Below are 26298 nucleotides of genomic sequence, written 5' to 3'. Positions count from 1 at the left end.
GACGATAGAGTTTGATCAGACCATGGCAATCATTGAGCGTTACTACACGTTTACGCCTACCGCGTTCACCAATGGTGACACCTTTAATGAGGTGAATCAGAACAATGGGTCTTGCAAGATTTTTGCGTTTGGCCAAAAGAATCAACTGTCAGAGTCACAAACCCTCGCTTGCTTTGGGCGTTATTATCGTGAAGATGTCCTCAACCATCCGGCAGGGGATGATCACGTGAACATCCGCAATTTTATGCAAACCGGTTGGCAAGGTGTGAATTTTGAAGGTCAAGCATTAGCAGATAAGGGGTAAGCGTCGTCAAAGACAGGCGAGAGGTGGACGACTATATTGAACGACCACTTCGTACAATGTCTGCTCTAATTGGCGCATTTGTCAGCGAACACGCCTAAAATAGGGATTTTTGTTTGACTCCTCGTGCTGAATACGTAAAGTAAGCGCCGAACACAGCACTGAGACTCAGTGCTGTTCTAAAAAAGGCGCGTTGGCAGAGTGGCTATGCAGCGGATTGCAAATCCGTGGACCTCGGTTCGACTCCGGGACGCGCCTCCATTCTTTTTCTATCTTGTTATTCCATCAACTCAGACAGTAGCTGATAAGAACGCAGTTTTTCGCTCTGATCATATACCATTGCGTTGACCATAATCTCATCGGCGCCAGTCCGTTCCACCAGTGATTCAATGGCGTGCTTAACATGGGCTTTGTCACCATGAATTGACTCGCGCAACTGGGTTTCAACGTGCAGTTTTTCTTGCGCTGACCAAAGTGGTGCCATGCTGTGTACCGGAGGGGGCAGCTTTTCACGGCGGCCGCGTACCATTTTCAAAAACTTCTGTTTTTCTGTCGTCGCCAAATACTCTGCGTGCGATTGGCTCTCTGCCACAATGACGTTAGCACCAATCATCACGTAAGGTTTTGCTAAGTGCTGCGACGGAACAAACTCATCACGATAATAAGCTAACGCTCGAGACATCGCGTCTGGTGCGAAGTGTGCGGCGAACGCAAAGGGCAGTCCTTTCTGCGCGGCCAAACGAGCGCTGTACGTACTCGAACCCAGCAACCAAATCGGTATTGACGTGTTGTTACCAGGATAAGCCGCAACGGGTTGGTTTTGGGATACGGGACCGAGAAAAAACGTCAACTCTTCTAGCAGCTCTGCGAAGTCGGGATCCATACGCTCTGGATCGCGCCTTAGCGCATGCATTGTCGGATAGTCGGTACCTGGCGCTCGTCCCAGCCCAAGATCGATCCGCCCTGGGTAGAGCGCGTCCAATGTGCCAAATTGCTCTGCAATAACAAGGGGCGCATGGTTGGGCAACATAACACCACCGGAGCCCAAACGGATCGAGTGGGTGTGAGCGCCGATATGGCTGAGCAACACACTGGTGGCGGCACTGGCAATATCAGGCATATTATGGTGTTCCGCCATCCAAAAACGGTGATAGCCCCAAGATTCGACGGCTTGCGCCAATTCGACTGAACGTTGAAAAGTCTGAGAGAAGTCTGTGCCGTCAGAAACGGGCGCCAAATCAAGAACGGATAAGCGTGGGAAAGACATAGATGAGTATGGCCTGTTGATGAATGTTATCTAACACATGGTGTCGAGTACGTAGGTTTAAAAGGGCAAATTTGCCCTTTCACTGTGGACAAATTTGTCCTTAATCTCCGCTTAGATGAGACGCGTGAGCGCTGCTGCGGCAATACCTGATGCGATTGCTGGCAACGGTTTTTTGGTGGTAAAGCTCACGATAGCAGTAACCAAAAGTGCAACGCGAGCCCCCATGTCACCTTCCACCGCTAAGGGGGCCAACAGCGCGATTAACACCGACCCCGACATAGCGGTGATAAATTGCTGCACTCGGTAGCTAATTGGTACAAACGACATGACGAACACGCCACCCCAGCGTGTGAGCAGGGTGACCAGTGCCATGGCGATAATAATAATTAACGTGCCTTGCCAATCGGTTGAGATCATCATGCTTGTTTCTCCGTCCAAAAGGCGCCGAGCAACCCTCCTGCGAGCGCGCCAACCACAACATGGCTATTGTCGGGCAAATAATAATAGGCCAGCAAGGATGCGCATCCGGCCACGCCCCAAATAACGAACATACGCAGGCTCTTAGGGCCAATCGCTACCATAGAGAGTAAAAAACAGCCCATGACCATATCGAGCCCTAAACTGATTGGGTCACTGATCAAGTTGCCAAACGCATAGCCAAGCCAGGTGCCTAGCATCCAAAAAGACCACAATGCTACACCGCCACCGAGCAGAAGGCCGAGTCCTCTCTGATGGCGGCCAAACGCATTCATTGACATCGCCCAGTTGGCGTCTGAGGCAAATAACATGACGCCATAGCGCTTGCTGGCCGGAAGGTGGCGTAGCCAAGGGTAAAGGGTCGCCCCCATTAACAAATGACGCGCATTAATGGCAAAGACGGTCACTAAAACGGGAATCAACGCGACCTCTTGTCCCCACATCTCTAACGTCGCGAACTGTGACGCCCCTGCGAAAACTAATCCGCTCATTAGCATAATGGATAACGGTTCCAAGCCGACTTGGACCGCAGCGACACCAAACGCAATACCGAAGATAATCACAAAGAATGACAGCGGAACCAGTTCTCGAAAACCGTTCCAAACATCATAACGAGTAAAATGGTGCAGCTCAGTGCTGTCCACTTGTTGAGTTTGAGTAAGCATGACTTTTCCTAGCCAGTGTGCAGTAAAGTGATTTGCCACTGATTTATTATAAGAGCGTCTATCAGTACCATGAATGTGTGCTAGACGCAAAAGGGTTGTGACGATGATTATTTGCACGGATTGATGGCTTTTTATCTAAACGGTTCAGCGAGTTACAGTTTTTTGTTGACCGCTTCGCTCAATTCGTTAAAGTACGCCTCGTTCTCACGGCAATCGCCGAAGAGAAATGGTGTGACCTTCGCATCTATTGCGTTGCCCTGGTGGTGGAATTGGTAGACACAAGGGATTTAAAATCCCTCGGCGTTCGCGCTGTGCCGGTTCAAGTCCGGCCCGGGGCACCATTAACTCAAGCAGAACAGGCTTATCAAGTCGTAGATACAAAGGCGCGTTGGCAGAGTGGCTATGCAGCGGATTGCAAATCCGTGGACCTCGGTTCGACTCCGGGACGCGCCTCCATTCTTTCTCTATTCATCTCTTAAACGAAAAGCAGCCTCAAAGCGTGACTATAGCGACGCTGTTCTTACCATTCTTCTTAATTTGATACATCGCGTCGTCGGTATGTTGATAAATCGCATCAAAGCTTTGTTCTTGGCGCTGAAACTGGCATGCACCGATACTAAATCCTATTGTCACCTTCGCATGTTCTCTGCTTAGGGTATAGGATGTAAATGCGAGTAGACGCTGGCAGATAGCCTTAAGCTGGGTTAAATCACACTGAGCAAAAAAGATCACAAATTCATCGCCACCCAAACGCGCGGCGTGACCTTCTTGTCCCGATATTTCCCGAATCCACTCGGCAATCTCAATGAGGAGTAGATCCCCCATTTTATGACCGAGTTCATCGTTGACTGACTTAAAGTTGTCGACATCGATAAAAATCATCGCTGAGTGAACGGAGTGGTCTGTTTCGATACTGTCATAGTGCTGCTCCAGTGCTTTACGGTTGAGGAGGCCCGTCAACGGATCACTAGAGGCGAGTTTTGCCAACTGCAACTCATAGCGTTTTTCTTGCGTAATGTCGATGTGTGTACCCATCATCCTAATGGGTTGACCTTGCGAATCGAATTCTACTATACGCCCACGGTCAAGTACCCAACTGTCGGAGCCATCTTTATGCACCATACGGTGAATCACTTGGTAGTGCTCGGTCTTCCCTGCGATATGGTCTTCAAATGCGCCAACCGCAAGATCATAGTCTTCGGGGTGAAGTTTACTCTTCCAGGTATCGACGGTGGCACTGAGTTCAGAGGTTTGATAGCCGAGCATCGCTCCCCATTCCATATTGAAGATAGTTAACGACCCCGTCGGAATATGTTGTTCCCATAAACATAACCCAGTGCCATCGAGCGCGGCATTGAGCTTTTCTTGCAGGCGTGCATTATCGCGTTTCAACTGTGCGATTTCGTTCTCAAGACGTTCAGTGTTTTCGTCGTATTCATTCATGACTTGACTGCACTCGCAATGGACAGGGGGAGAGTTAACAAGTTGACCATAGTACAAAATTCTCTACTGTTTGGTAGCAGAGTTTTACCGAATGAAAAATGGAAAAAGCGCCGAGAGTATCGGCGCTTTTGTCTTATTCTCAGTAATCTAAAGGCTGCTGATGCGCGCCTTATACTAGTGAGGCCAGCATCTCTTCACTGTACGGAGTGAGCGCTTGGCCCGATTTCACTTTTTCAACGTAATCTGGGTTGGCAATCAGAGGACGGCCAATCGCAAGTAAATCAAACTTGCCTGCTTCAATCGCCTCATTGCCGGTTTGAGCATCAAAACCACCCACGCCGATCAATGTTTTCGAGTATTGAGCGCGCATGTATTGCGAGGCGGTGCCGCCTAGGTGCTCAAATGTCATAGCGTCATCGAAAATGCCCACATGTAAGTAGGCCAAATCACGTACTTCGAGTTGCTTGAGCAAGTAATCGAATACGTCACGATCACGTGGGTCGGCCTCGACGTTAAAGTAAGCGCCAGGGGAGAGACGGAGACCAACGCGATCCGCGCCGATCGCTTCCACGACAGCGTCCATCACTTCTAGCGCAAAACGAGACATATTTTCCGCTGTTTGGCCATACTCATCATCACGTTGGTTGCTGCTGTAGTGAAGGAATTGGTCGATGAGATAGCCGTTTGCACCGTGGATCTCGACACCATCAAAGCCTGCTTCGATGGCGTTTTGAGAGGCCTTGGCAAAATCGGCGACTAAGCGCTGAATCTCTTCTTTGCTGGCTGGGGTTGGCGTTAGATAGGTGAGATGGCGCATGCGTGGCACGGTGCCTTCGACACCAATCGCAGAAGGGGCAATCACTTTATCGCCACCAAAAAACGACGGGTGCGCAACGCGGCCGGTGTGCCATAGCTGAGCGAAGATCTTTCCGCCATTTTGATGCACACGCTGAGTGACCTTTTTCCAGCCCTCAATCTGCTTTTCAGTAAAGAGCCCAGGGGTGTTAGGGTAGCCTTGACCGTCAGCACTGATTAAGGTCGCTTCGGTAATGATTAAGCCTGTGTCGGCGCGGCGGCCATAGTATTCCACCATTGCATCCGTTGGCACCAGATCCTCGTCAGACATGCAGCGAGTTAGGGGAGCCATCACAATGCGGTTGTTGAGCGTTAGCGTTTCATTGAGCTTGAACGGTTGAAATAGGGTATTCATCGACGTGTCCTTCGAGAGTATTTGAATGCCTATTCAAGTTAGAATATTTTGAATGTCCATTCAAGTATTTTTTGAATGCACATTCAACATCAGTTACTATGTGGGTATTCCAACCTTAAGAGTGATGTTATGCGCAGCGCAGAATTTGACCGCCAAGTGGTATTAAGGCAAGCAATGGCGAAGTTTGTCGAGAATGGCTATGGCAAAACCAGTATGCAAGATCTTACGTTGGCAACCGGGCTACATCCTGGGTCGATTTATTGTGCGTTTGACAACAAGCGTGGTCTATTGATCGCCGCATTGGAGCAGTATCAACTCGATAGACACCAAGCGATGGAAGCGCTGTTTGCGTCTTACTCAACGGTGTTTGAAGGGATTGAAGCCTACATGGAGTCGGTGCTCGAAGAGTGCGAACAAGAGCAGATTAAAGATTGCTTGCTGCAAAAAGCGCTGAGCGAGCTGGCTCATCAAGATGAACAAGTTGAGGCTTTGATCAGTGACATGTTGCGCCGTTGGCAGCAATGGCTGGTGGAAAAGATAGCCGTTATGATGGAGCTTGGGGAAATTGCCAATCATCGCTCGCCTGAGCTGGTAGCACAGTTTTTAGTCATGGGTATTTATGGCATGCGTACTTTGTCTCACACTCAGCCTGATTCTGGCGTACTTCGCGCACTGAACGACGAGCTATTGCGCTACATCAAGGGCTAGTTGCTAAACAAACCCACACAACATTAATACGCGCGGCTTCTCGCCGCGCTATGGTAAAATGCCGAAGACGTCGGTCAGTTTACTCAAACAAACTCTTTTCAATCTTGATCACGACTTTGCGCACCGGCGCTGGCTGGTTGTTGACAGCAACCAATGGACGGTGAGGTTGGCCCGGGTAGAACACCACAAATTCACCGGCTTTAATGGTGACAAATTGCTCTTGTTGTAGCTGCTCACTGAACGCCAAATCTTTATCCGCTAGGTAATCTTCATCCAACCCCGTATACGGCAGTAGGCTGTAGCCAAACGTCTCTTCACCTTCGAGCAGCAATTGCACGTCAAGGTAACGTTGGTGGCACTCTGACTTACGCTGTTCAAGTGGTTGAGTGTTGTCATCCATCACCAAGAAAAAGGCGCTGTCACCTTCCAGATCATGACGGCCATTTTCGATAGGTTGAGCAGTTTGTTCCATTACGCGTTCAATCAGCTCGATGAGTTTAGGCTGTAGGAAGCGGGCAAAGGAGAGCTCTGCAGTGCTAGCAGTAAACATAGTGAATCCTTAATATTTGTATGACAATAACACCTGAAATATAAAATAGCTTTTCAAAAACAACAATCACTATTTATGAGAGTGTGATTGAGTGCGCGTTCGTCAACCGTTCAGTGAGCGAAGTAGAGACGCGCACTGTGAGGATCCTGCTCCGCACATAATTGGTGCAATTTAGGGTGTTGAAAATATTTAATTGTCTGATTTTATTGGTTTTTATATTTGGCATCTTCATTGCTTTACCCTAAGTGACCTAAGTAAATTCGTGCTCAGTCACACAATACAATAACAACGTCAACGGCAAAGGAGCCTCTTCCCAACAGGAAGAGGCTTTGTTGTTTTTAGAGGAAGGAATCATGGCAAAGGAATGTATCAAATCGGCCTGTCCGTATTGCGGCGTCGGCTGCGGAGTCGAAATTGGCCCACTCGGTATTGTTGGGGACAAAGCCCACTCAGCCAACCAAGGCGCACTGTGTGTTAAAGGCGCCGCGCTTGCAGAGAGCATGAAAATGCCGTCGCGCTTGCTCTACCCCAAATTTCAGGGCAAGGAAGTGAGCTGGGATGAAGCGGCAGAGCGCATTGTTGGTGCGATGGCGGAGGCGATCCACACGCAAGGCGCGGATTCGGTCGCCATGTACGTTTCAGGGCAACTGTTGACGGAAGATTATTACGTTGCCAATAAGCTGATGAAAGGCTTTGTTGGCAGTGCCAACATCGACACCAATTCACGTTTGTGCATGTCTTCGGCGGTGGTGGCGCACAATCGCGCGTTTGGCGAAGACGTAGTGCCGGTCAATTATGATGACCTTAATCATGCCAATCTGATTGTCATTTGTGGAGCGAATACCGCGTGGACGCACCCTGTGCTGTTTCGTCGGATCCAACAAGCGCGCGATAAGAATCCAGAGATGAAGCTGGTCGTGATTGATCCACGCGAAACCGTCACCGCGAGCCAAGCGGACTTGCATATTCCTATTGCCAATGACGGCGATGTGGCGCTGTTTCACGGACTGATTCGCTATTTACATCAACATGATGCGCTTGACCATGACTTTATTACCAACCACACAGAAGGCTTTGAGGCATTGTTGACTGAAGTGAACGCTAGCCAATATCAGTTGGATGCGATTGCGGAACGTATCAAGGTCGAGCCGGCGAAAATTGCGACCTTCTATCGCTGGTTTGCGCAAGAGCGCAAGGCGATCACGCTGTTTTGCCAAGGCGTTAACCAATCGCGAAGTGGTGCAGACAAAGGCAATGCCATCATCAACGCGCATTTAGCTAAAGGGGCGATCGGTTATCAGGGCGCAGGGCCGTTTTCTATCACCGGGCAACCGAATGCGATGGGCGGGCGCGAAGTCGGCGGGCTCGCCAATCAATTGGCTGTCCATCGTGGCTTCGATGATGAGTCCATCGCATTGGTCGAAGACTTTTGGCAAGCGCCTAATATCGCCAGAAAGCCTGGTTTAAAAGCGATCGAGATGTTTGAAGCGGTTGAGCGCAACGAGATCAAAGTGATTTGGATCATGGCAACCAATCCGGTGGTCTCGATGCCAGATAACCACTACGTGCGCCGCGCACTTGAAGCCTGTCCTTTGGTTATCGTGTCAGACATCACCGCCGATTCAGACATCGCTCAATACGCAGATCTGCTGTTACCCGCCGCAGGTTGGGGAGAAAAGCAGGGCATGGTGACCAACTCAGAGCGCACCATGTCGCGCCAAAGACAGTTCACTCCACCACCGGGGCAGGCTTTACCCGATTGGCGTGCGATTAGCGTTGTTGGCGCGCTTTTGTGTGAAAAACTCGGTGTGAGCAACGGATTTGATTTTCAAAGCGAAGCGGACGTGTTTCGTGAATATGCCGCCATGACGGGCATCAATGCAACGTCTCCACGTTTACTGGATATCAGCCAATATGCTGAGCTGACGGATGAGGAGTATCGCCAATGGCAACCTAAGCAATGGGGCGGGGAGAGACCTTACGCCGAGCAGCGTTTTAGTTTCGCCGACGGTAAAGCGCGTTTCATTGCCGCGAAAGAGGGCGCATTGCAACGAGGCTGGTGGCTCAATACCGGTCGTCAGCGCGATCAATGGCACACCATGACGCGCACAGGGCATGTGGTTCATCTTGCCGCCTCAGAAACGGAGCCGACGGTGTACATGAACGCGCTATCGGCAAGCCATTTGGGTATTGAGGCTGGGCAACTTATACGTATCTCATCTGCCAAACTTGCATCGGCGCAAGGGCCGCACGCCACTATTGTGGCGAAAGTGGGCATGGATGAGACCTTGAGTTACAAACAGCTCTTTATGTCGATGCATTGGGCGGCGGCGTATGGCGGAAAGTCACAAGTGAACGCCGTCGTGAGTCGAGATGCCGACCCCCATTCTGGTCAGCCCGCGTTTAAGTCAAGCGAGGTCGAGCTTCTGCCAGTATCGGTTAAGACTTATGGCCTCTACATTGGCAGCCAATTTGACCCCGACGATTGCCTGTATCACTCCTTTCAAGTGGAGAATCGTGTCGGTATTTGGCGCTTTGCCCATGATAAGCCCGCAGATAAGCAGACGTTGTGTGTGGGTGACAGACTTAGCCGCCTCAGCCATATCAAAACCCGCCGAGTCGTCCTTGATACCTCTTCTGGATGGTTAGCGGTGGATTTTGATGAGGTTGGAGATGAGCGCATTGTCCGCTCTTTATTGGTCACGTCAGAGCAACCTATCCACTCCGATTACACCAAATTAGTGGAGTTGGTCGGCAAGTCGCTCAATTTCAGCCGTCTTATTTCTCTTGCAGCGCAAGAAGGCCAGAGCGAGCTTATTTGCAGTTGCTTTAGAGTGACCGATGAGCAGATTTTGCAATCGCTCAGCGAAGGGGAGTGTTCGAGCGTAGCGCAGTTGCAAACCAGATTGAAGTGCGGCACCAACTGCGGCTCTTGTTTACCACAAGTCGCACGTTTGGTGGAAGAGTTCGAGCAAACGCAGGTTTCGCCTGATACAACGACGCAAAGCATCACAGTAGTAGATACGTCGCCGAACGCGACAATGAGGTAAGTGCTATGGATAAGTTACAGCATCAACACAATGACACATACCGACTTCGAGAAGGGGCTGGGAAAAGCCTATCTAGCGCTGGATTTATCGACCACGATGCCCAGCGTGGCGCATCGCTGAAGTTGGCGAGTCCAAAACCCGGCACGGGTCGCGTCTTTTTGACGGGTGCAGGGCCCAATGATCCTGAGTTGCTGACCGTCAAAGCGATGAAGGCTATTCAGAATGCGGACGCGATCGTCTACGACCGATTAGTGAACGTCGATATCTTGGATTTGGCTAAGCCGAGCGCGACACTCATCTACGTGGGCAAACGCTGCGGAAAACCGAGTCTAAAACAGGAAGAGATCAGTCAAATCTTAGTGGATTTGGCGATGCAGGGATTATCGGTTGTGCGCTTGAAAGGGGGAGACCCTTTTATCTTCGGCCGCGGCGGTGAAGAAGGGTTGCGACTTGCCGAGCAAGGTATTGAGTATGAGGTGATCCCGGGCATCACCGCCGCCATTGGTTGCGCAGCGAGCAGTTTTATTCCCCTCACGCACCGAGAGGTCGCGCGCAGTGTAACCTTCGTGACGGGGCAAGTGGTGTCGGGCGCACTGCCGACCTGGGCACATTTGGTCGGACAGGGGCAGACATTAGTGTTTTATATGGGGCTTGAGAAATCCGCCGACATACAACAAGGGTTGATGGCTAATGGGTTGGCCGCAGATTTCCCGCTTGCGATCGTGACGCACGGTTGCAGTCGTCAGCAGCAAGTCCATATCTCAACACTCGGGGCGCTGTGCGAGATGGCTCAAGCGTTAAAAGGCGTGAGCCCAACGTTGATTATCTTAGGTGAAGTGGTCAAACTACGAGAACAATTAACGAAGACCATAGCGTCTGTGGCTTATGAGGCTGTATGAGCACAATAAAGGAATGTATTCGCACGGTTGGGCGTGGGGAGAGGGGGCGCAAACCTCTGAGTTTTGAGCAAGCCTATCAGGTAATGGATGAATATCTCGATGGGCAGGGCGCGGACGATCAAATGGCCATGCTGCTGATGCTGATTCGCGTACAAAATGAGACCAAGCAAGAGATTGCCGGTTTCGTCAAAGCGTTTCAGTCACGTATGCCACAGCTTGGTGCCGACATCGATTGGCCTTGTTACGCCGGTAAACGCCCAGCCAGTGGCAAACCTTGGCATGGATTAGCGGCCAAAATTCTTGCCAACGCTGGGCACAAGGTCCTGCTGCATGGCTATCATGACCTTGCCGCGGGGCGAGAGCATGTTGAAGATTATTTGACCGAGCTTGGCATCGAGATGGCGCAAACGCCAGAACAGGCTAAAACATTGCTCGAGCAGCACGCCATCGCATATTTGCCACTGCGTCATTTTGCGCCCAAAGCGCAAGAGATGATCGGTTGGAAAAATCGCTATGGGCTCAGAACGCCGATCAACACGGTGGTTCGCGCCCTGAACCCAAGTGGCGCAGCGATCGGTATTCGCGGCAGTTTCCATCCAGGTTTTCAGCAGTTGCATGCAGAGGTAGAGCATGAAATTGGCTTGACCAAACATGCGGTGGTCTCTTTCAAAGGCCAATCGGGAGAATCAGAATACAACCCCAAGGTAAGCCAAACGGTCTGGATGAGCTCAGAAAACGGCGTGACCTCCCACTACCAGGCAGAGCAGCTGCTCACCGATGTGCCACTACCGAAGGCATGCCCTTTAGAGACGCCGCAAAGTGATTGGAACTTGATGGCGAACACCATTATCGCGACCATGGCGACTGTGTTGTTCCCGCTGCACAACGATTACAGTCAAGCGTTTGCGTCGGCCTATCAGCTTTGGGAGGACTACTGCGCCACTGCTTGAAGCTGAAATATCTAGAAAATTCACCGATTTTCAACTAGATAGAGGCTACTTCCTTTCTATCCAACAACATTGGCACATTCCTTGTTTTGAAAAGCTTAGCTGGAGTAATAAAACAAGGAATGTCTATGTACCAAGCCATGTCGAAAATTCCGATCATCGTCTGTTGCGATTCACTCAAAGAGCAAAGCCGAATCAGTGCAATACTCGCCCAAGATTTTGATGCAATTTTAGGCTGCCAACTGGCGCAATTTGACGCGCTCATCACGCAGCACCCCAACTCATTTGTGGTGGTCGGATGGCGACAACCGTGCGCTGAGCTCACCTTGCTGATTGAACGTTGCCGCGAGAAAAAATTGCCACTACTGGTGATTGTTCAGTCATTGAGTTCTATGGATATCAATCGCTTACCTAAGAAAATGGATTATGTGCTACTCCCAAGCGATAGTGGTTGTTCGCTGGCGCCTTGGGCACTGCACGCCGCTTCCGTTCGCCAGTCGATGTTAGATATGGAACAGGAAATGGCCGAACTTGCCAGCAAATTGGAAGAGCGGAAATGGATAGAAAAAGCCAAAGGGTTATTGATGAAACACCACGGTGTGGACGAGTCTGCCGCCTATAAAGCGATGCGCCAATCGGCGATGCAATCGAGTCAATCTATGGTTCAAGTCGCGAAAAACGTACTGATCACCTTAGAGACGTTAAAAGGTTAGGCTACCACTTTGGGGTTAAAAGAAAAATTCCAACTCGGTGCGAAGTGCACTAAGGCAAAGCAGAACCAACAGGAATAGTCAGTGAGGCTGGCTTAATTTATTGAATTTTAAGTATTAAATAAGTTGGCATGCTACTTGGAATAGGAATAACTAAGGTTAGAAGCGTGATGCATTACGACTTTGCGCAACCACACAATTTGTTCAATGGTACTTAAGGTTTATCAACGGCGGTAAATCGTTAAGTCAGCATCGGCGCTACTGCTCATCACGAGCAGTAGCGCTTTTTTATTGGAGAAAGAGTATGAAATGGAAATCAACCCTGAACACTGCTGGATTGCTTAAAAGCACGGCGTTAGCCGTCACGCTATCACTGTCTGCCTACGCGCCGATGAGTGCTGCCGAGGTCGGTGAGCCTGAACTGGAAGATCTCAAGTTCGGCTTCATCAAACTGACTGATATGGCGCCGCTCGCCATTGCGTATGAAAAAGGTTTTTTTGAGGACGAAGGCTTATACGTCACTCTTGAGGCGCAGGCCAACTGGAAAGTGCTTCTCGACCGAGTGATAGATGGTGAGTTAGATGGAGCGCACATGCTATCAGGTCAGCCGCTCGGTGCCACCATTGGGATAGGTACACAGGCGGAGGTGATCACCGCATTCAGTATGGATCTCAATGGCAACGCGATTACTGTCTCCAACGATACCTGGGCAGAAATGAAACAGTACGTGCCTAAGCAAGATGATGGCCTTCCTGTTCACCCGATCAAGGCGGATGCGCTCAAGCCTGTGGTTGAGGGTTACCTTGACCAAGGCAAGCCATTCAATATGGGCATGGTATTCCCTGTGTCCACTCACAACTATGAACTGCGCTATTGGCTTGCCGCAGGGGGTATTCACCCTGGCTATTACGCGCCAGAAGCAGGTGATAACAGTGGCCAGCAAAGCGCGGATGTGTTGTTGAGCGTGACTCCGCCACCGCAAATGCCCGCCACAATGGAAGCCGGCACGATCAAAGGTTACTGCGTCGGCGAACCGTGGAACCAACAAGCGGTGTTTAAAGGGATAGGCGTGCCTGTGGTCACCGATTACGAAATCTGGAAAAACAACCCAGAAAAAGTATTTGGCGTCTCAAAAGAGTGGGCAGAGAAGTACCCGAATACGCACATTCGCGTCGTGAAAGCGCTGATTCGCGCGGCTCATTGGCTTGATGAGAACAACAACGCCAACCGTGAGGAAGCGGTTAAGTTGCTGGCGAAAAGTGAATATGTCGGTGCTGACTACGAAGTGATCGCCAACTCCATGACTGGCACATTCGAGTATGAAAAGGGTGACAAACGTGAAGTGCCTGATTTCAACGTTTTCTTCCGCTACAACGCGACTTACCCCTACTACAGTGATGCGATCTGGTATTTAACCCAGATGCGCCGCTGGGGACAAATCGCCGAAGGCAAGTCAGACGACTGGTACATGGACGTAGCGAAGAAAGTCTATCGCCCTGATATCTACCAACAAGCGGCACAAGCTCTCGTCGAAGATGGTGTTCTGACGCAAGGTGACTTCCCTGACTTTGGTCAAGAAGATGGTTTCCGTGCGCCGCAGACGCATTTCATCGATGACATCGTTTACGACGGTCGCCAGCCTAATGCCTACCTAGAAAAATTCAATATTGGTCTAAAAGGCAGCGACAAAGTGTAACGCCCAAGATTGGGTCAAATCGGGGGGAGGTGGCTCCCCCCACATTAGGAAAGCCCGATTGAGCGTAGCGCTCAATCACACAGTCAACAAGACGTAACAAAGATGTAATAGGAGTGCTTATGTCGAGTAATGTCATTTCCCTCATACCGAGTAAATCGGTGGTAGCGAACAAAAGCAAAATCGTTCTGCTACCGCTTATCGGCATATTGATGTTTTTGATGATGTGGCATTTAAGTGCACGTCAGGTCGAAACGTCATTAGGCACCTTGCCTGGCCCGGTGCAAACGTTCGAGCAATTTAGCAACTTAGTGGACGATCATTGGAATGAGCGCCAAAAAGAACAAGCCTTCATTGAACGCCAAGAAAAACGCAATGCCAAGAAGCTCGCCAAAGATCCCAACGCCGAGGTCAAAATTCGCCCCTACACAGGCAAACCGACATTTTTTGATCAGATTGTCACCAGTTTAGTGACGGTGGCAAGTGGCTTTATTCTCGCTACGGTGATTGCCGTACCTCTGGGAATTGTCCTTGGGCTAAACCACGGTTTGTATCAAGCCTTTAACCCGATTATTCAACTGCTTAAGCCCGTTTCGCCCCTTGCTTGGTTGCCGATTGTGACCATGGTGGTGAGTGCAACCTACGTCAGTGATGACCCGCTTTTTGCTAAATCTTTTGTCAACTCACTGCTTACCGTTGCGCTATGTAGCTTGTGGCCCACCTTGATCAACACGGCGGTTGGCGTGACAAGTGTGGACAAAGACCTGATTAACGTCAGTAAAGTGCTGCAGCTTTCTTGGTGGCAACACATTCGTATTATTGTCCTGCCGTCGGCGATCCCGATGATCTTTACAGGGCTTCGTTTGTCGCTCGGTATTGCGTGGATGGTCCTGATTGCCGCTGAAATGCTGGCGCAAAACCCCGGTCTTGGCAAGTTCGTTTGGGATGAGTTTCAAAACGGCAGTTCCGCCTCACTGGGGCGCATTATGGTCGCCGTTATTGCCATCGGTTTTATTGGTTTGTTGCTTGATCGCGGCATGTTACAGCTACAGAAGTGGCTCTCATGGAACAAACAGCAAGCATTGCGTTAATAGGAGTTCATCATGTCTAAACCGTTACTCGATCTTACTCAACTTGGCATGCGATTTCCGACGCCCAACGGCGAATTTATCGCGCTCAAGAATGTTAATTTACAAATCCAACGTGGCGAGTTTATCTCCCTGATTGGTCACTCGGGCTGTGGTAAATCGACCGTGCTCAATTTGGTTGCGGGTTTGCACATGCCCACCGATGGCGGCGTGATTGTCGATGGGCGCGAAGTCAGTGGCCCAGGCCCCGAGCGCGCTGTGGTATTCCAAAATCACTCGTTGTTGCCTTGGCTAACCGTGCACGAAAACGTGGAAATTGCGGTCAAACAGGTGGCCGCAGGGCAGAGCAAAGCATGGATCAAACAGCAAACCGAGCACTATTTGGAATTGATCCACATGTCTCACGCTGCAGACAAAAAGCCAGATGAAATCTCCGGTGGCATGAAGCAGCGTGTCGGTATTGCGAGAGCGCTGGCGTTACAACCGAAAGTGCTGTTGATGGATGAGCCGTTCGGCGCGCTCGATGCGTTAACCCGCGCGCACTTGCAAGACTCCTTGATGGAAATCCAAGCTGACTTGAATAACACCGTCATCATGATCACGCACGATGTGGACGAAGCGGTGTTGCTCTCAGACAAAATCGTCATGATGACCAACGGACCGGCAGCCACGATCGGCGAAGTGCTTGAGATTGATCTGCCAAGACCCCGTGACCGAGTGGCGTTGGCGGATAACCCGCAGTATCAAAAATATCGCCAGTCAGTGTTGAGATTCCTCTATGAAAAACAGGCCAAACCTGAGCCTACGGCATCAAAAGCCAAGACAGCGTTAAGAGCAAGCGCGAGCTCGTCCACCCAAGACGATGCGAAATCAGCGGCAAAGACCGCCTAAGGAAGTGAACATGGAACGGATAGTAATTGTTGGCAATGGCATGGTCGGACACCATCTGGTGGCTCAATTGGTCGAGCGCGGCGCGCATCTCGAAAAACGCATTACCGTGATTGGCGAAGAACGCTTTATCGCTTACGACCGAGTTCAGCTCTCGGCACTGTTTTCGGGCAAATCCCATCAAGATTTGATGCTGAGCAGCGAAGAGTGGTATCAAAAACATGGCATCGAGTTGGTGCTCGGTGCTCAGGTGACCGCCCTGATGCCAGAGCTCAAACGCATAGAGCTCGATGGAGAAACCGTGATGGGGTATGACCAACTGGTGCTCGCCACCGGTTCTTACCCATTTGTGCCACCGATTGAGGGGCACGATCGTGAGCAAATTTTTGTCTATCGCACCCTTGATGATCTCTCTGAAATCAAAACCGCCTGCCAAGGGGCGAAAACCGGCGCGGTGATCGGCGGTGGTTTACTCGGGCTTGAAGCCGCGAACGCTCTGCGTTTGCTCGGGGTGGAAACTCACGTAGTCGAATTCGCCCCAAGGCTCATGCCAGTGCAGCTCGATGACGGCGCAGGCACCGTACTGAAAGAGAAAATAGAACAGCTTGGCTTATCGGTGCATACCTCGACGGCAACGGAGCGCATTTGTGATGGCGAGAGCGCAAAGCATCGCATGGTCTTCAAAGATGAGGATCCGCTTGAAGTGGACGTGATCGTCTTTTCCGCGGGGATACGCCCACAAGATGCCTTAGCGCGCGGAGCCGGGCTGACTATTGGCGAGCGCGGCGGGATTGTGATTGATGATCGCTGCGTGACCAGTGACGACTCCATTTTTGCCATTGGTGAATGTGCCCTTTGGCAAGAACGCATTTTTGGCCTGGTTGCGCCTGGCTATACGATGGCGCGTGTCGTTGCTGACGTTCTGACCCATCGTGACACCCAAGGGTTCACTGGTGCAGATATGAGCACCAAACTGAAACTGCTTGGTGTGGATGTCGCATCAATCGGTGATGCGCACAAAGCGACCCCGGGCGCGCAAGAGATGGTTTTGCAAGACGCGGTCACAGGCGTCTACAAAAAGCTGGTGGTCGATGCGACGGGCACCCAACTGCTTGGCGCTATTTTGGTCGGTGACAATAGTGACTACGACGCCTTACTGCAATGTTACTTAAACCAAACCATGCTGCCCGATCACGCTGCAAATCTCCTGTTTGACACCAGTATGCTCAATGGTGAAATGAACGACACCGCGGTGATTTGTTCCTGTCACAATGTCACCAAAGGCGATTTGGTGGCGGCGATTCAAGCGGGCGCGCAAGATTTGGACTCTCTTAAAGCGCAGACGAAAGCGGGTACTGGCTGTGGTGGTTGTAGCAACATGGTCAAATCGGTGCTCGATACTGAATTGGTAGCGATGGGCGTTGAAGTCAACAACCATGTCTGTGAACACTTTGCGCTGTCACGCCAAGAGTTGTTCCATATTTGCCAAGTCGAAGCGATCAAGGATTTTGACACCTTAATCGCTCGTCACGGCCAAGGGTTGGGGTGCGATCTGTGTAAACCGACCGCTAGTTCGATCTTCGCCTCGCTGTGGAATGAACACATCATGGAGCCTCAACACAGCCGTTTACAAGATTCCAATGATGCCTTTATGGCGAATCTGCAAAAAGATGGCTCTTATTCGGTCGTACCTCGTGTTGCCGGCGGCGAGATCACACCAGACAAGCTGATTGTCTTAGGAGAAGTGGCCAAGAAATACGATCTCTACACCAAAATTACGGGTGGGCAGCGAGTCGATCTGTTTGGCGCACAAGTTGAGCAGTTACCGGATATCTGGCGCACGCTGATCGACGCGGGCTTTGAAACCGGCCATGCTTACGGAAAATCGGTCCGAACAGTGAAATCTTGCGTGGGCTCAACCTGGTGCCGCTACGGTGTCGATGATTCGGTTGGCCTCGCCATCGAACTTGAAAACCGCTACAAAGGGCTACGTTCGCCACACAAACTGAAGTTTGCGGTGTCAGGCTGTACCCGAGAGTGCGCTGAAGCGCAAAGTAAAGACATCGGCGTCATCGCCACGGAAAACGGCTGGAACCTCTACGTGTGTGGGAATGGTGGCATGCGCCCGCGTCACGCGGATCTGTTTGCCTCCGATCTCAGCAAACATGAATTGATCACTCTGATTGACCGCGTGTTGATGTTCTACGTTCGCACCGCAGACAAATTGCAACGTACCTCAGTGTGGATGGATAACCTGGAAGGTGGGTTGGCGTACCTAAAACAAGTGGTGATAGAGGACTCTCTCGGCCTTTGCGAGTCATTGGAGACGCAAATGCAGCACGTGGTGGATACCTACCAGTGTGAATGGAAGAGCACGTTGGATAATCCTGCCAAGCTCACTAAGTTCCGTCCATTCATTAATTCAGGTGAACCGAGTCAAGCATTGCCTTACCAACGCATTCGTGGCCAACGTATTCCAGTCAAGGAGGAGAATTGATGGACGTACTCGAGAAAATCAAGGTGTGCGACTTAAGCGCACTGTGCGCCTACGAAGGGCGAGTCGCCTTGGTGGAAGGCCAACAAGTTGCGCTGTTTCTCATCCCTAATCAAGGTGTGTTTGCGGTGCAGAACTGGGATCCTATCGGCAAAGCTTTTGTGCTTAGCCGCGGCATTGTCGGAGATGTTAAGGGCAAGTTGTGTGTCGCTTCCCCTTTGTACAAACAGCATTTTTGCCTGCGCTCAGGCGAGTGCTTAGAAAACAGCGACGTGCGTTTAGCTCATTGGCCCGTGTTACTGGAAAACGATGAAGTGTTTCTTGAATGGCACGCGAAGGCGTAACAAGGTTTTCGCGAGTGACTCGTGTTTCACCCTAGCCCTATCCTTCCAGGGGGCAAATACCAACCTGTTGATCAGGTTGGTATTTTTTGTGCGATGTGTTAATTAACGCGGTACTAATTTATTCACCGATCGCGGCTTTGCGTTTACCCCGTATCGAGGCAAGCAACATATAGATGCTAGTAGCAAGCAGCGCCGCGAACAAATAGCCCATCAAGCCTTGAGGGCCAGAAAGAAACCCATCTGCTACCACAGGTCCCACTACAGAACCGACACTGTAACTGAACAGCATCACTTGTGTTGCGCAGACGATGTATTGGGCGTTCAAGCCATCACAGCCTAAGTTGATCGCAATGGGGTAGAGTGCGAAGGTCGCCATACCAAGTACAAATAGCCCGGCACCCAGAGCTCGCAGACCCGGCACCATAGAGGTAAAGGCAATCGCAGCCACGCCCACCAAGCACAAGAGTGCCATTAAAGGTGTGCGACCGAACACTTTCGCCAATGCTGGCACTAATGGCTGAATCGCCATACCGCCCAAAACGATCAGAGCCATCAAGCCGCCAATGTCATCATGGGCAATTCCACGTTGACTCAATTCGACAGGCATCAGGCCGTACACTGCGCCGAGGGTGAGACCAGACACGATACAGCCAATGATTGCAGCATGGCTTAATTTGCTCATCTGTTTGAAAGAGAGTGAGGCACTCTCTCCGTGCTCGGGTTGATCAGAGTCACCAAACATCAGCACGATGATGGCGAGCAATAAAAGGGTAGTGATAGTAATAAAAGGCACACCACCCGATACGCCAATGACGCCAATACCCAATTGGCCTAGCGCCGCGCCGCCATACAGCGCGCCCATGTAAAGACCAAGGCGTTTAGCGCGTGACTGTTCGTCACCGTGCAGCAACCAAGATTCGACCACAACAAAGACGCCTGCAACCGCCGCGCCCGCGACAAAGCGTGCGATCAACCAGCTACTTGCATACGGCATTAATGGCAAGGCCACAATCGTGAGTAGAAATAGCGCTAAACACCAGACAAACGCCGCTTTGTGCCCTAATCGGCGCACCAAAGGCTCTACACCCATCGCGCCAATCAATAGACCTGCGTAAAACACGCTCGCAAGCCAACTGGCGAGTGAGGTATCCAGATCGTAGTGAGGCAGCATCAGCGGAATCAAACTCATCAAATAGCCCGATGCAACGGCGTACAGCGCCAAGGCAATCACAGGAACCGTGACACGGATAGTGCGGGTAGGAATAAGAGTGTTGTCCAATGTCGTCGCCTCAAAACGGACAATCCTTGGCCATAAGGGACCAAGGATTGAGGAATTAACCAGTGAGTTTTCGCGCGAATATGGACTGAATAGTGGCGTGGGTAAAACGAAAAGAATTAATCGACTCGACAAGAGATTTTTGTCGAGTCGTTAGTGGGAACTCAAGGTTATTTATTGATGGCTTGAGTTAGCCATTGGCTAAATTGCGAGCGAGGAAGCGCACCGTTAATCACATCCACGCGCTGGCCGTTTTTGAATACCATCACAGTCGGAATACTACGGATCTGAAACTGAGCGGCCAACGCTTGCTCAACTTCGGTGTTGATTTTTACAAATCGTACTTCGCCCTGTCTGGCGGCGGCTTCGTCTTCAAAGACAGGTGCAAAGCCCACACAAGGGTTGCACCAAGGCGCCCAAAAATCGACCACCACAGGTTGGCTGCTTTGCAACAGGGCATTAAAGTTCAGCGACGTGCCTTCTATCGGTTGGCCATCGAGCAACGCAGATTGGCATTTACCACATTTCGGGCTTTCCGATACGCGCTCGAGCGGCACGCGGTTGACACCAGAACATGATGGGCATCGTGTATTGAAGGTAGACATGACTTTTCTCTTTATTAATTATTTCAACTCAATGACACACTAGTTATACTCTGAAAACGCCAAGTGACTCAAATAAGAATGTAAAAAGGCACATAATGACCAGCTATTACGCAGAAATTACCGGTTGGGGTAAATGCCTACCGCCAGCCACGCTCTCCAACGATGACCTCAGCACTTTTCTAGATACTTCCGATGAATGGATTAAGACGCGCACTGGTATAGAGCAGCGCCGCATCAGCCATGTGAATACGTCAGATCTTGCAACCGTTGCCGCCAAACACGCACTCGCGTGTGCCAATGTCAGTGTTGATGAGGTGGATCTCATTATTGTTGCGACCTGCTCACCCGACTCACTGATTCCCAATACCGCGTCTAAAGTCGCCCAAAACCTCGGCGTTCAAGCCGCCGCAGCGTTTGATTTGAACGCAGCGTGTACTGGCTTTGTTTACGGATTAGAAACGGCGACTCGTCTTATTCAATCAGGCAATTACCGCCACGCAATCGTGATCGGCGCAGAGCGTCTCTCTTTCTTTATCGATTGGACCCAGCGTGATACGGCGGTGTTATTTGGTGACGGCGCAGGTGCAGCGGTGTTGAGCTGCACAACGGAAAAAGTGGGCTTGCAACAGGCGCAGCTTGGCTGTGATTCGGCTGGGCGTGATATTTTGGCGGTGCCCAAGTTTGGTACCTCAATGGATCGTTTCGCTGCGGACAACGGCTACTGGGCGTTTGATTTTGTTGGCAAAGAGATCTTTAAGCGTGCGGTGAAAGGCATGGGCGCAGCTGCTCAATCGGTGCTGGCGCGCAGCGAACTGTCGACTGACGATGTTGATGTGGTGATCCCGCACCAAGCTAACATCCGCATCATTCAAACCTTGTGTGATCTTTCGGGGATTGCTCAAGATAAAGCGTTTGTTAACATCCAGAACTATGGCAACACCTCTGCGGCCACTGTGCCGATTGCCTTGTGTGAAGCGCTGGAACAAGGCTTTATTAAGCCTGGTGACAACCTACTGCTCGCCGCCTTTGGCGCAGGTTTAACTTGGGGCGCAGGCCACATAAAATGGGGTGAGCGAGTTACGCCAATAGGCCAAAGCGATGCCACACTTCCTCCAGTAGAGGCGTCTGCACTTGAGTTATTGGAACAAGCGATCGCGTTTTGTAAAACACACGCAGAGTAAACAGGCCTAAATTTACAAGGCGACGCAGCCTCAACAAATACGCTTAGGTCAATACAATGAGAAGTCGCGAATTGTCGCGACTTTTTTCATGATGGCCGATGGCTGGTTGGCAGTATCACATAAGGACAACGACGTAAGATGAAATTTCTTCACACCTCGGATTGGCATTTAGGACGACAGTTTCACAATGTGTCGCTGATTGACGATCAGCGTGTGGTGCTCGACCAGATGGTGGAGTACATGGCGCAGCATCCCGTCGATGCACTGGTGATCGCTGGTGACATTTATGATCGCTCGGTGCCGCCGACTGCGGCGATTGAACTGCTTAATGAAACGCTAAATCGTGTTTGCCAGGAGTTAAACACGCCCGTCATTTTGATTCCGGGTAATCACGATGGCGCGCAGCGCCTAGGGTTTGGCTCTGCACACATGAAAGGCGCTGGGCTGCACATTATCAGTGATTTTCAGCAGATGCTCGAACCTGTTGTGTTGAGCAGTGACCAAGCCGGAGAAGTGGCATTTTATGGCATGCCGTTTAACGATCCGGAGACAGTGCGCCACTACTTTAATCACACATTTCAACAGCAAGATGAAGCAACGCCTGAGGCGCAAAAGCCGATTGCTACTCACGATGACGCTCATGCTGCGTTGGTTGGTTTGATCACGCCTCATCTTAATTCGTCACAACGTCATGTGTTGATCAGCCACTGCTTTGTTGATGGTGCGATCAGCTCAGAGTCGGAGCGTCCACTCTCGATTGGTGGCTCCGAATGTGTCAGTCATGAGCATTTCGTCCATTTTGACTATGTCGCCCTTGGCCATCTTCACCAGCCGCAATACAAAGGCGAAGCCCATATTCGCTACAGTGGCTCATTGATGAAATACAGCTTTTCAGAGCAGCACCATAAAAAAGGCATGACCTTAGTAGAGCTTGATCGCAGCGGTTTGGTTGCGACAACGCATATTCCGCTGCAAGCGCCACATGAAATGCGAATCATCGAAGGGGAGCTGGAAGCGATCCTCGCGGCGGGTAAAACCGATCCTCGCGCCCACGACTATTTGTTGGTGCGATTAACCGACCAACACGCCATTCTCAATCCGATGGAGAAGCTGCGCACTGTCTATCCAAATGTGTTGCATTTGGAAAAGCCCGGCATGTTAGTGGGGGTAGAGCAGTCGATGGCGCAAGCGACGCTATCGCGCAGCGAAGTCGATATGTTCCGCGACTTTTTCAAAGAAGCGCAAGGCAATGAGCTGACTCAAGCGCAAGAGAGCGCGGTTTCGGCGATTATCAAACAACTGAGCCAGCAGTAAGGGGCGCTCATGAAACCCATCACCTTAGTTATGCAGGCCTTTGGGCCGTTTTCAGGCACCGAATCGATTGATTTTCGTCAGCTGGGCAGCAATCCGCTGTTTCTGATCAATGGCCCAACGGGTTCCGGAAAAACGACGCTACTTGATGCGATCTGCTTTGCGCTTTATGGCGAAACCACCAGTAATGAGCGACTCGGCGCCCAGATGCGCAGTGATAACGCTAAGTTGGATGTGCCGACAGAGGTAACGTTCGAATTCCGCTTGCACGACAAACGCTTTCGCGTAACGCGTTCCCCAGAGCAAGAAGCGCCAAAAGCGCGCGGGGAAGGCACAACGACACGCAAACACAGCGCTGCGCTCTATCAGTTGGGTGACGAAGAGGTACTTTTGACCAGCAAAACGGCTCAGGTCAAAACGTTGGTCACCGAACTGATTGGTCTTAATGAGACCCAATTTCGTCAAGTCATGGTCCTGCCACAGGGTAAGTTTCGTGAATTGCTGCTAGCCAGCTCGAAAGAGCGCGAAGAGATTTTCGGCCAACTGTTCCAAACCGATATCTACAAAAAAATTGAGTACGCGCTCAAAGACAAAGCCGCCTCGATCAGCAAAAGCAAAGATGAGTTTGACAACCAAATTCGCGGCGCGCTTGAGGTGGGCAATGTCGCTAGTATCGAAGAGCTTAATACCCGCTACGAGTCCGCGTGTGTCGCTCTTGAACAGCGAAAACAGGAAGAAGCCGCAGCGCAAGCAGCGCTTAGTGCATCGACCTTAGCGCTTCAGCAAGGGCAGAAAATACGCGATGATTTCGCCAAGTTGTCTCAGGCCAAGCAATCTTTCACGCAGCATCAAGCGGCAAAGTCTCAGATAGCGGAGACTCAAGTTCGTTTGCAGCGTGCAAAGCAGGCGGCGAGTATTGAACTGCCTTATCAAAATCAATGGCAGAGCGCACAAGATGTCACTCGTTTTGAAACCAAGTTGACCGAACTGCAGCAGAGCAAACAGGCGCTAGATAACGACTTAGCAGCAGCGAAAATCGCGCATGACGAGGCAGAAAAAGCAGCGGCACAGCTACCGGCACTCAATGATGAGCGTTACAAGCTCGAGGCCATCAAACAAAAATGGTTGGAAAGACAAGCGCTCATCTCACGCCAGAAAGAGGCGCAGCAGCACAGTGCGGTACTTGACGAGAAGCTCGCTCAGTACCTCTCTCATAAAGAGAAACTCCAGCGTGATTTAACGCGTGCGAAAAACGATCACAAGCAAGCCAGTGAGCAGCGACTAGAGCAATCTAAGCTTGAGCAACAAAAGTCGGAATTGACGCGCGCGGTAAGCGATCTGCGCAAACTGACCCAAATGGTGCAAGACGCGGTCAATCAGGCCGAAGAGCTTAAATCGGCACAGGCGGCATTGGTCAACGTCACTCAAGCGTTTGAAGAACAACAGCAGACGGCGAACCGCGTCGAACTGCGCTGGCACCAAGCGCAAGCGGCTATTTTGGCGCAAACACTCGTAGAGGGGGAGCCTTGTCCAGTTTGTGGCAGCGCGGCGCACCCGAACATTGCGCAAATTGACGGCGAGTCGGTCAGTAAAGAGCAGGTGACTCAGGCGCGCAGTGAAGAGACGCAGGCGCACTCACAGTGGGTGAAAGCTCAGGCGCACGTTTCACATCTTAAGCAGGCGTTAAGCCAAAGCCAGAAGGCGGTGGAAGCGTTTAAAGCCGAATTAGGGGAGGTCGCCGTTCAGGGGGTGTCGGCAACACAAGCGAGCCTAAGTGCGGTTGAGGAACGCTTAAAGGCGCTAATGTCATTGGATGTGACGGCGCTTGAAGCGCAGGTGAATGAACTGACGCAGCGCTGTGAAACCGGCGAGCAAAAAATTAATGAGATCAAACAGCAGATAGCGGCCAATCACAATACCGTCAGCGCCCTCGCGGAGAGCATCGAAGAGATGACGCAACAACTTGGCGGCGCAACACAAGACATTGAAGAAATTGAGGCCGCGCGCTCGGCGCTATCAAGCCAAATCGAAGCGATAGAGAAAGAGCAGCAACGGGCAAACCAGCACTATCAAGCTAGCACGCTCAAGCAATCTCAGTGCGCCTCTGAAGTTGGCACCCACCAATCGCTGTTGCAAGAGGCCAAAGTGCGATCCGAGCAAGCGAACGCACAGTGGCAGCGGGCCTTAGAGCAAAGTGAGCTGGCAACGCTTGACGCTTTTGTCAGCGCGAAAGCCACAGCCGAGCAAATGGCGCAGTGGCAAAGTGAATTGGACGACTATAACCAAGCCACGATTCGTCTTGAGCAAACCATTCAAGACATCACCACCGCGTTGGAAGGGCAGACCACGCCGGATCTTGAAGCTCTGCAAAACGAACTCAATCACCATCAGCAACATCATACGCAGGTGAGAGAGCAACTCGATGGCGAACGAGCGACAGTTGAGACGTTGCAAAACGTGCAGCGCAAGATCGAGCGTCTAAAAGAGAAAAATGCCGAATTGGAAAGAGAGTATCAGGTGTTCGGCACCTTGTATGATGTTGCCAGCGGTAAGACCGGCAGCCGCGTTAGTTTGCATCGCTTTGTGCTCGGCGTCTTGCTTGATGATGTCCTGATTCAAGCGTCACAACGTCTGGCGCTGATGAGTAAAGGGCGTTACATACTCACGCGTAAAACGCACGGCTTTCGCGGCGCCGCCGGAAGAGGCTTGGATTTGATGGTCGAAGATGGATACACAGGCAAAGCGCGCGATGTCGCGACCTTATCCGGCGGAGAGTCTTTTATGGCTGCGCTCTCGTTGGCACTTGGTCTATCTGATGTGGTGCAGTCTTACAGTGGTGGGATTCGACTCGACACCTTATTTATTGATGAAGGCTTTGGCAGCCTTGATCCTGAATCGTTGGATTTGGCGGTGCAAACGTTAATCGACTTGCAACAAACGGGTCACACAGTGGGGGTGATTTCACACGTCAGTGAGTTAAAAGAGCAAATGTCTCACAGAATAGACGTGGTCAGTGCAAAAACGGGGAGCACGATTCGCGTTGTTGGCCCAATGTTGGGCTAAACTTAAGTTGTGCAATTGGTTTCTTCTTTCACTGTAGTAGGATGTTTTGTATGATCATTGTACTCGTTGATGGTTTCATAGTGACCAATTGAGTAAGTAGCACGATAGTTGAAGAGTGAAGACAACAC

Annotated in this window: 22 protein-coding genes and 3 tRNA genes; 17 read left to right on the top strand and 8 right to left on the bottom strand. The window is 51.0% G+C overall.

What is annotated here, in order from left to right; translation table 11 throughout:
- A partial coding sequence (locus AC6R0R_RS15105) for a HopJ type III effector protein (protein ID WP_500627283.1) occupies nucleotides 1-304 on the top strand: 304 nt, incomplete at its 5' end.
- A 184-nt stretch (nucleotides 305-488) separates the two neighbouring features.
- A tRNA-Cys gene (locus tag AC6R0R_RS15100) sits at nucleotides 489-562 on the top strand.
- 16 nt (nucleotides 563-578) lie between these two features.
- On the opposite strand, the gene AC6R0R_RS15095 is transcribed toward AC6R0R_RS15100, so the two are convergent.
- The 3 genes from AC6R0R_RS15095 to AC6R0R_RS15085 form a co-directional block, all read right to left on the bottom strand.
- Complete coding sequence (locus AC6R0R_RS15095) at nucleotides 579-1568, bottom strand: LLM class flavin-dependent oxidoreductase (RefSeq protein WP_500627282.1); 990 nt, start codon at nucleotides 1566-1568, stop codon at nucleotides 579-581.
- Between the two features lie 111 nt (nucleotides 1569-1679).
- Nucleotides 1680-1988 (bottom strand): AzlD family protein, encoded by a 309-nt coding sequence (locus tag AC6R0R_RS15090; protein WP_500627281.1) that lies wholly within the window; start codon nucleotides 1986-1988, stop codon nucleotides 1680-1682.
- Nucleotides 1985-2710, bottom strand: a complete 726-nt coding sequence (locus AC6R0R_RS15085) for an AzlC family ABC transporter permease (protein ID WP_500627280.1) — start codon at nucleotides 2708-2710, stop codon at nucleotides 1985-1987. The genes AC6R0R_RS15090 and AC6R0R_RS15085 overlap by 4 nt, the downstream gene beginning before the upstream one ends.
- A 254-nt stretch (nucleotides 2711-2964) precedes the next feature.
- Between AC6R0R_RS15085 and AC6R0R_RS15080 the strand changes: the two genes are divergently transcribed.
- A tRNA-Leu gene (locus AC6R0R_RS15080) sits at nucleotides 2965-3051 on the top strand.
- Between the two features lie 41 nt (nucleotides 3052-3092).
- Nucleotides 3093-3166: transfer RNA gene (locus AC6R0R_RS15075), tRNA-Cys, on the top strand.
- A gap of 36 nt (nucleotides 3167-3202) precedes the next feature.
- Here AC6R0R_RS15075 and AC6R0R_RS15070 read toward each other — a convergent pair.
- Nucleotides 3203-4153 carry a GGDEF domain-containing protein gene (locus AC6R0R_RS15070; protein ID WP_500627279.1) on the bottom strand — a complete coding sequence of 317 codons (951 nt, stop codon included), beginning with the start codon at nucleotides 4151-4153 and terminating at the stop codon, nucleotides 3203-3205.
- Nucleotides 4154-4322: 169 nt separating this feature from the next.
- The gene (locus tag AC6R0R_RS15065) at nucleotides 4323-5363 is read right to left on the bottom strand and encodes an alkene reductase (RefSeq protein WP_500627278.1); all 1041 of its coding nucleotides are present in this window, start codon (nucleotides 5361-5363) and stop codon (nucleotides 4323-4325) included.
- Nucleotides 5364-5492: 129 nt separating this feature from the next.
- Here AC6R0R_RS15065 and AC6R0R_RS15060 point away from each other — a divergent pair, with 129 nt between their 5' ends.
- Nucleotides 5493-6071: a TetR/AcrR family transcriptional regulator gene (locus AC6R0R_RS15060; RefSeq protein ID WP_500627277.1), complete on the top strand. Its 579-nt coding sequence runs from the start codon at nucleotides 5493-5495 to the stop codon at nucleotides 6069-6071.
- A gap of 79 nt (nucleotides 6072-6150) precedes the next feature.
- Here the strand turns inward: AC6R0R_RS15060 and AC6R0R_RS15055 are convergent, their stop codons facing one another.
- Entirely contained in the window at nucleotides 6151-6621 is a 471-nt protein-coding gene (locus AC6R0R_RS15055; protein ID WP_334552009.1) for a NanQ anomerase/TabA/YiaL family protein, read from the bottom strand.
- 353 nt (nucleotides 6622-6974) lie between these two features.
- On the opposite strand from AC6R0R_RS15055, the gene AC6R0R_RS15050 reads away from it, so the two are divergent.
- From AC6R0R_RS15050 to nirD, 9 genes are all read left to right on the top strand, one after another.
- Complete coding sequence (locus tag AC6R0R_RS15050) at nucleotides 6975-9671, top strand: nitrate reductase (protein WP_500627276.1); 2697 nt, start codon at nucleotides 6975-6977, stop codon at nucleotides 9669-9671.
- A gap of 5 nt (nucleotides 9672-9676) precedes the next feature.
- A complete protein-coding gene (gene cobA / locus AC6R0R_RS15045; RefSeq protein WP_500627275.1) occupies nucleotides 9677-10570 on the top strand; it encodes a uroporphyrinogen-III C-methyltransferase in 894 nt (297 codons plus the stop codon).
- Nucleotides 10567-11520: a glycosyl transferase family protein gene (locus AC6R0R_RS15040; protein ID WP_500627274.1), complete on the top strand. Its 954-nt coding sequence runs from the start codon at nucleotides 10567-10569 to the stop codon at nucleotides 11518-11520. Before cobA ends, AC6R0R_RS15040 begins: the two co-directional genes overlap by 4 nt.
- A gap of 125 nt (nucleotides 11521-11645) precedes the next feature.
- Nucleotides 11646-12230, top strand: a complete 585-nt coding sequence (locus AC6R0R_RS15035) for an ANTAR domain-containing response regulator (RefSeq protein WP_500627273.1) — start codon at nucleotides 11646-11648, stop codon at nucleotides 12228-12230.
- A 301-nt stretch (nucleotides 12231-12531) separates the two neighbouring features.
- Nucleotides 12532-13923 carry a CmpA/NrtA family ABC transporter substrate-binding protein gene (locus AC6R0R_RS15030; RefSeq protein ID WP_500627272.1) on the top strand — a complete coding sequence of 464 codons (1392 nt, stop codon included), beginning with the start codon at nucleotides 12532-12534 and terminating at the stop codon, nucleotides 13921-13923.
- A gap of 119 nt (nucleotides 13924-14042) precedes the next feature.
- Nucleotides 14043-15011: an ABC transporter permease gene (locus AC6R0R_RS15025; protein ID WP_334552004.1), complete on the top strand. Its 969-nt coding sequence runs from the start codon at nucleotides 14043-14045 to the stop codon at nucleotides 15009-15011.
- Between the two features lie 12 nt (nucleotides 15012-15023).
- Nucleotides 15024-15899: an ABC transporter ATP-binding protein gene (locus AC6R0R_RS15020; RefSeq protein ID WP_500627271.1), complete on the top strand. Its 876-nt coding sequence runs from the start codon at nucleotides 15024-15026 to the stop codon at nucleotides 15897-15899.
- 10 nt (nucleotides 15900-15909) lie between these two features.
- Nucleotides 15910-18393 carry a nitrite reductase large subunit NirB gene (gene nirB / locus AC6R0R_RS15015; RefSeq protein ID WP_500627270.1) on the top strand — a complete coding sequence of 828 codons (2484 nt, stop codon included), beginning with the start codon at nucleotides 15910-15912 and terminating at the stop codon, nucleotides 18391-18393.
- Nucleotides 18393-18734, top strand: coding sequence for a nitrite reductase small subunit NirD (nirD, locus tag AC6R0R_RS15010; RefSeq protein ID WP_500627269.1), 342 nt, complete (start codon nucleotides 18393-18395; stop codon nucleotides 18732-18734). The genes nirB and nirD overlap by 1 nt, the downstream gene beginning before the upstream one ends.
- Nucleotides 18735-18852: 118 nt before the next feature.
- On the opposite strand, the gene AC6R0R_RS15005 is transcribed toward nirD, so the two are convergent.
- Nucleotides 18853-20013 (bottom strand): MFS transporter, encoded by a 1161-nt coding sequence (locus tag AC6R0R_RS15005; protein ID WP_500627268.1) that lies wholly within the window; start codon nucleotides 20011-20013, stop codon nucleotides 18853-18855.
- A 167-nt stretch (nucleotides 20014-20180) separates the two neighbouring features.
- A complete protein-coding gene (gene trxC, locus AC6R0R_RS15000) occupies nucleotides 20181-20615 on the bottom strand; it encodes a thioredoxin TrxC (RefSeq protein WP_487902254.1) in 435 nt (144 codons plus the stop codon).
- A gap of 95 nt (nucleotides 20616-20710) precedes the next feature.
- On the opposite strand from trxC, the gene AC6R0R_RS14995 reads away from it, so the two are divergent.
- The 3 genes from AC6R0R_RS14995 to AC6R0R_RS14985 all read left to right on the top strand — a co-directional run bounded on the left by AC6R0R_RS14995 (nucleotide 20711) and on the right by AC6R0R_RS14985 (nucleotide 26170).
- Nucleotides 20711-21796, top strand: a complete 1086-nt coding sequence (locus tag AC6R0R_RS14995) for a ketoacyl-ACP synthase III (protein WP_500627267.1) — start codon at nucleotides 20711-20713, stop codon at nucleotides 21794-21796.
- Between the two features lie 138 nt (nucleotides 21797-21934).
- A complete protein-coding gene (locus AC6R0R_RS14990; RefSeq protein ID WP_500627266.1) occupies nucleotides 21935-23110 on the top strand; it encodes an exonuclease SbcCD subunit D in 1176 nt (391 codons plus the stop codon).
- A 9-nt stretch (nucleotides 23111-23119) separates the two neighbouring features.
- A complete protein-coding gene (locus AC6R0R_RS14985) occupies nucleotides 23120-26170 on the top strand; it encodes an AAA family ATPase (protein WP_500627265.1) in 3051 nt (1016 codons plus the stop codon).
- Nucleotides 26171-26298: the final 128 nt, after the last annotated feature.

The sequence above is a fragment of the Vibrio sp. R12-SW3-ISO1 genome (assembly GCF_059834005.1).
The sequence above is the reverse complement of the archived record's forward strand: the minus strand, read 5'-3'. Positions and strand labels throughout refer to the sequence as shown.

Excerpts from the sequence above, each read along its gene's own strand:
- AC6R0R_RS15095 (WP_500627282.1), bottom strand. The coding sequence starts at position 1,568 with ATGTCTTTCCCACGCTTATCCGTTCTTGATTTGGCGCCCGTTTCTGAC.
- AC6R0R_RS15090 (WP_500627281.1), bottom strand. The coding sequence starts at position 1,988 with ATGATGATCTCAACCGATTGGCAAGGCACGTTAATTATTATTATCGCC.
- AC6R0R_RS15085 (WP_500627280.1), bottom strand. The coding sequence starts at position 2,710 with ATGCTTACTCAAACTCAACAAGTGGACAGCACTGAGCTGCACCATTTT.
- AC6R0R_RS15070 (WP_500627279.1), bottom strand. The coding sequence starts at position 4,153 with ATGAATGAATACGACGAAAACACTGAACGTCTTGAGAACGAAATCGCA.
- AC6R0R_RS15065 (WP_500627278.1), bottom strand. The coding sequence starts at position 5,363 with ATGAATACCCTATTTCAACCGTTCAAGCTCAATGAAACGCTAACGCTC.
- AC6R0R_RS15060 (WP_500627277.1), top strand. The coding sequence starts at position 5,493 with ATGCGCAGCGCAGAATTTGACCGCCAAGTGGTATTAAGGCAAGCAATG.
- AC6R0R_RS15055 (WP_334552009.1), bottom strand. The coding sequence starts at position 6,621 with ATGTTTACTGCTAGCACTGCAGAGCTCTCCTTTGCCCGCTTCCTACAG.
- AC6R0R_RS15050 (WP_500627276.1), top strand. The coding sequence starts at position 6,975 with ATGGCAAAGGAATGTATCAAATCGGCCTGTCCGTATTGCGGCGTCGGC.
- cobA (WP_500627275.1), top strand. The coding sequence starts at position 9,677 with ATGGATAAGTTACAGCATCAACACAATGACACATACCGACTTCGAGAA.
- AC6R0R_RS15040 (WP_500627274.1), top strand. The coding sequence starts at position 10,567 with ATGAGCACAATAAAGGAATGTATTCGCACGGTTGGGCGTGGGGAGAGG.
- AC6R0R_RS15035 (WP_500627273.1), top strand. The coding sequence starts at position 11,646 with ATGTACCAAGCCATGTCGAAAATTCCGATCATCGTCTGTTGCGATTCA.
- AC6R0R_RS15030 (WP_500627272.1), top strand. The coding sequence starts at position 12,532 with ATGAAATGGAAATCAACCCTGAACACTGCTGGATTGCTTAAAAGCACG.
- AC6R0R_RS15025 (WP_334552004.1), top strand. The coding sequence starts at position 14,043 with ATGTCGAGTAATGTCATTTCCCTCATACCGAGTAAATCGGTGGTAGCG.
- AC6R0R_RS15020 (WP_500627271.1), top strand. The coding sequence starts at position 15,024 with ATGTCTAAACCGTTACTCGATCTTACTCAACTTGGCATGCGATTTCCG.
- nirB (WP_500627270.1), top strand. The coding sequence starts at position 15,910 with ATGGAACGGATAGTAATTGTTGGCAATGGCATGGTCGGACACCATCTG.
- nirD (WP_500627269.1), top strand. The coding sequence starts at position 18,393 with ATGGACGTACTCGAGAAAATCAAGGTGTGCGACTTAAGCGCACTGTGC.
- trxC (WP_487902254.1), bottom strand. The coding sequence starts at position 20,615 with ATGTCTACCTTCAATACACGATGCCCATCATGTTCTGGTGTCAACCGC.
- AC6R0R_RS14995 (WP_500627267.1), top strand. The coding sequence starts at position 20,711 with ATGACCAGCTATTACGCAGAAATTACCGGTTGGGGTAAATGCCTACCG.
- AC6R0R_RS14990 (WP_500627266.1), top strand. The coding sequence starts at position 21,935 with ATGAAATTTCTTCACACCTCGGATTGGCATTTAGGACGACAGTTTCAC.
- AC6R0R_RS14985 (WP_500627265.1), top strand. The coding sequence starts at position 23,120 with ATGAAACCCATCACCTTAGTTATGCAGGCCTTTGGGCCGTTTTCAGGC.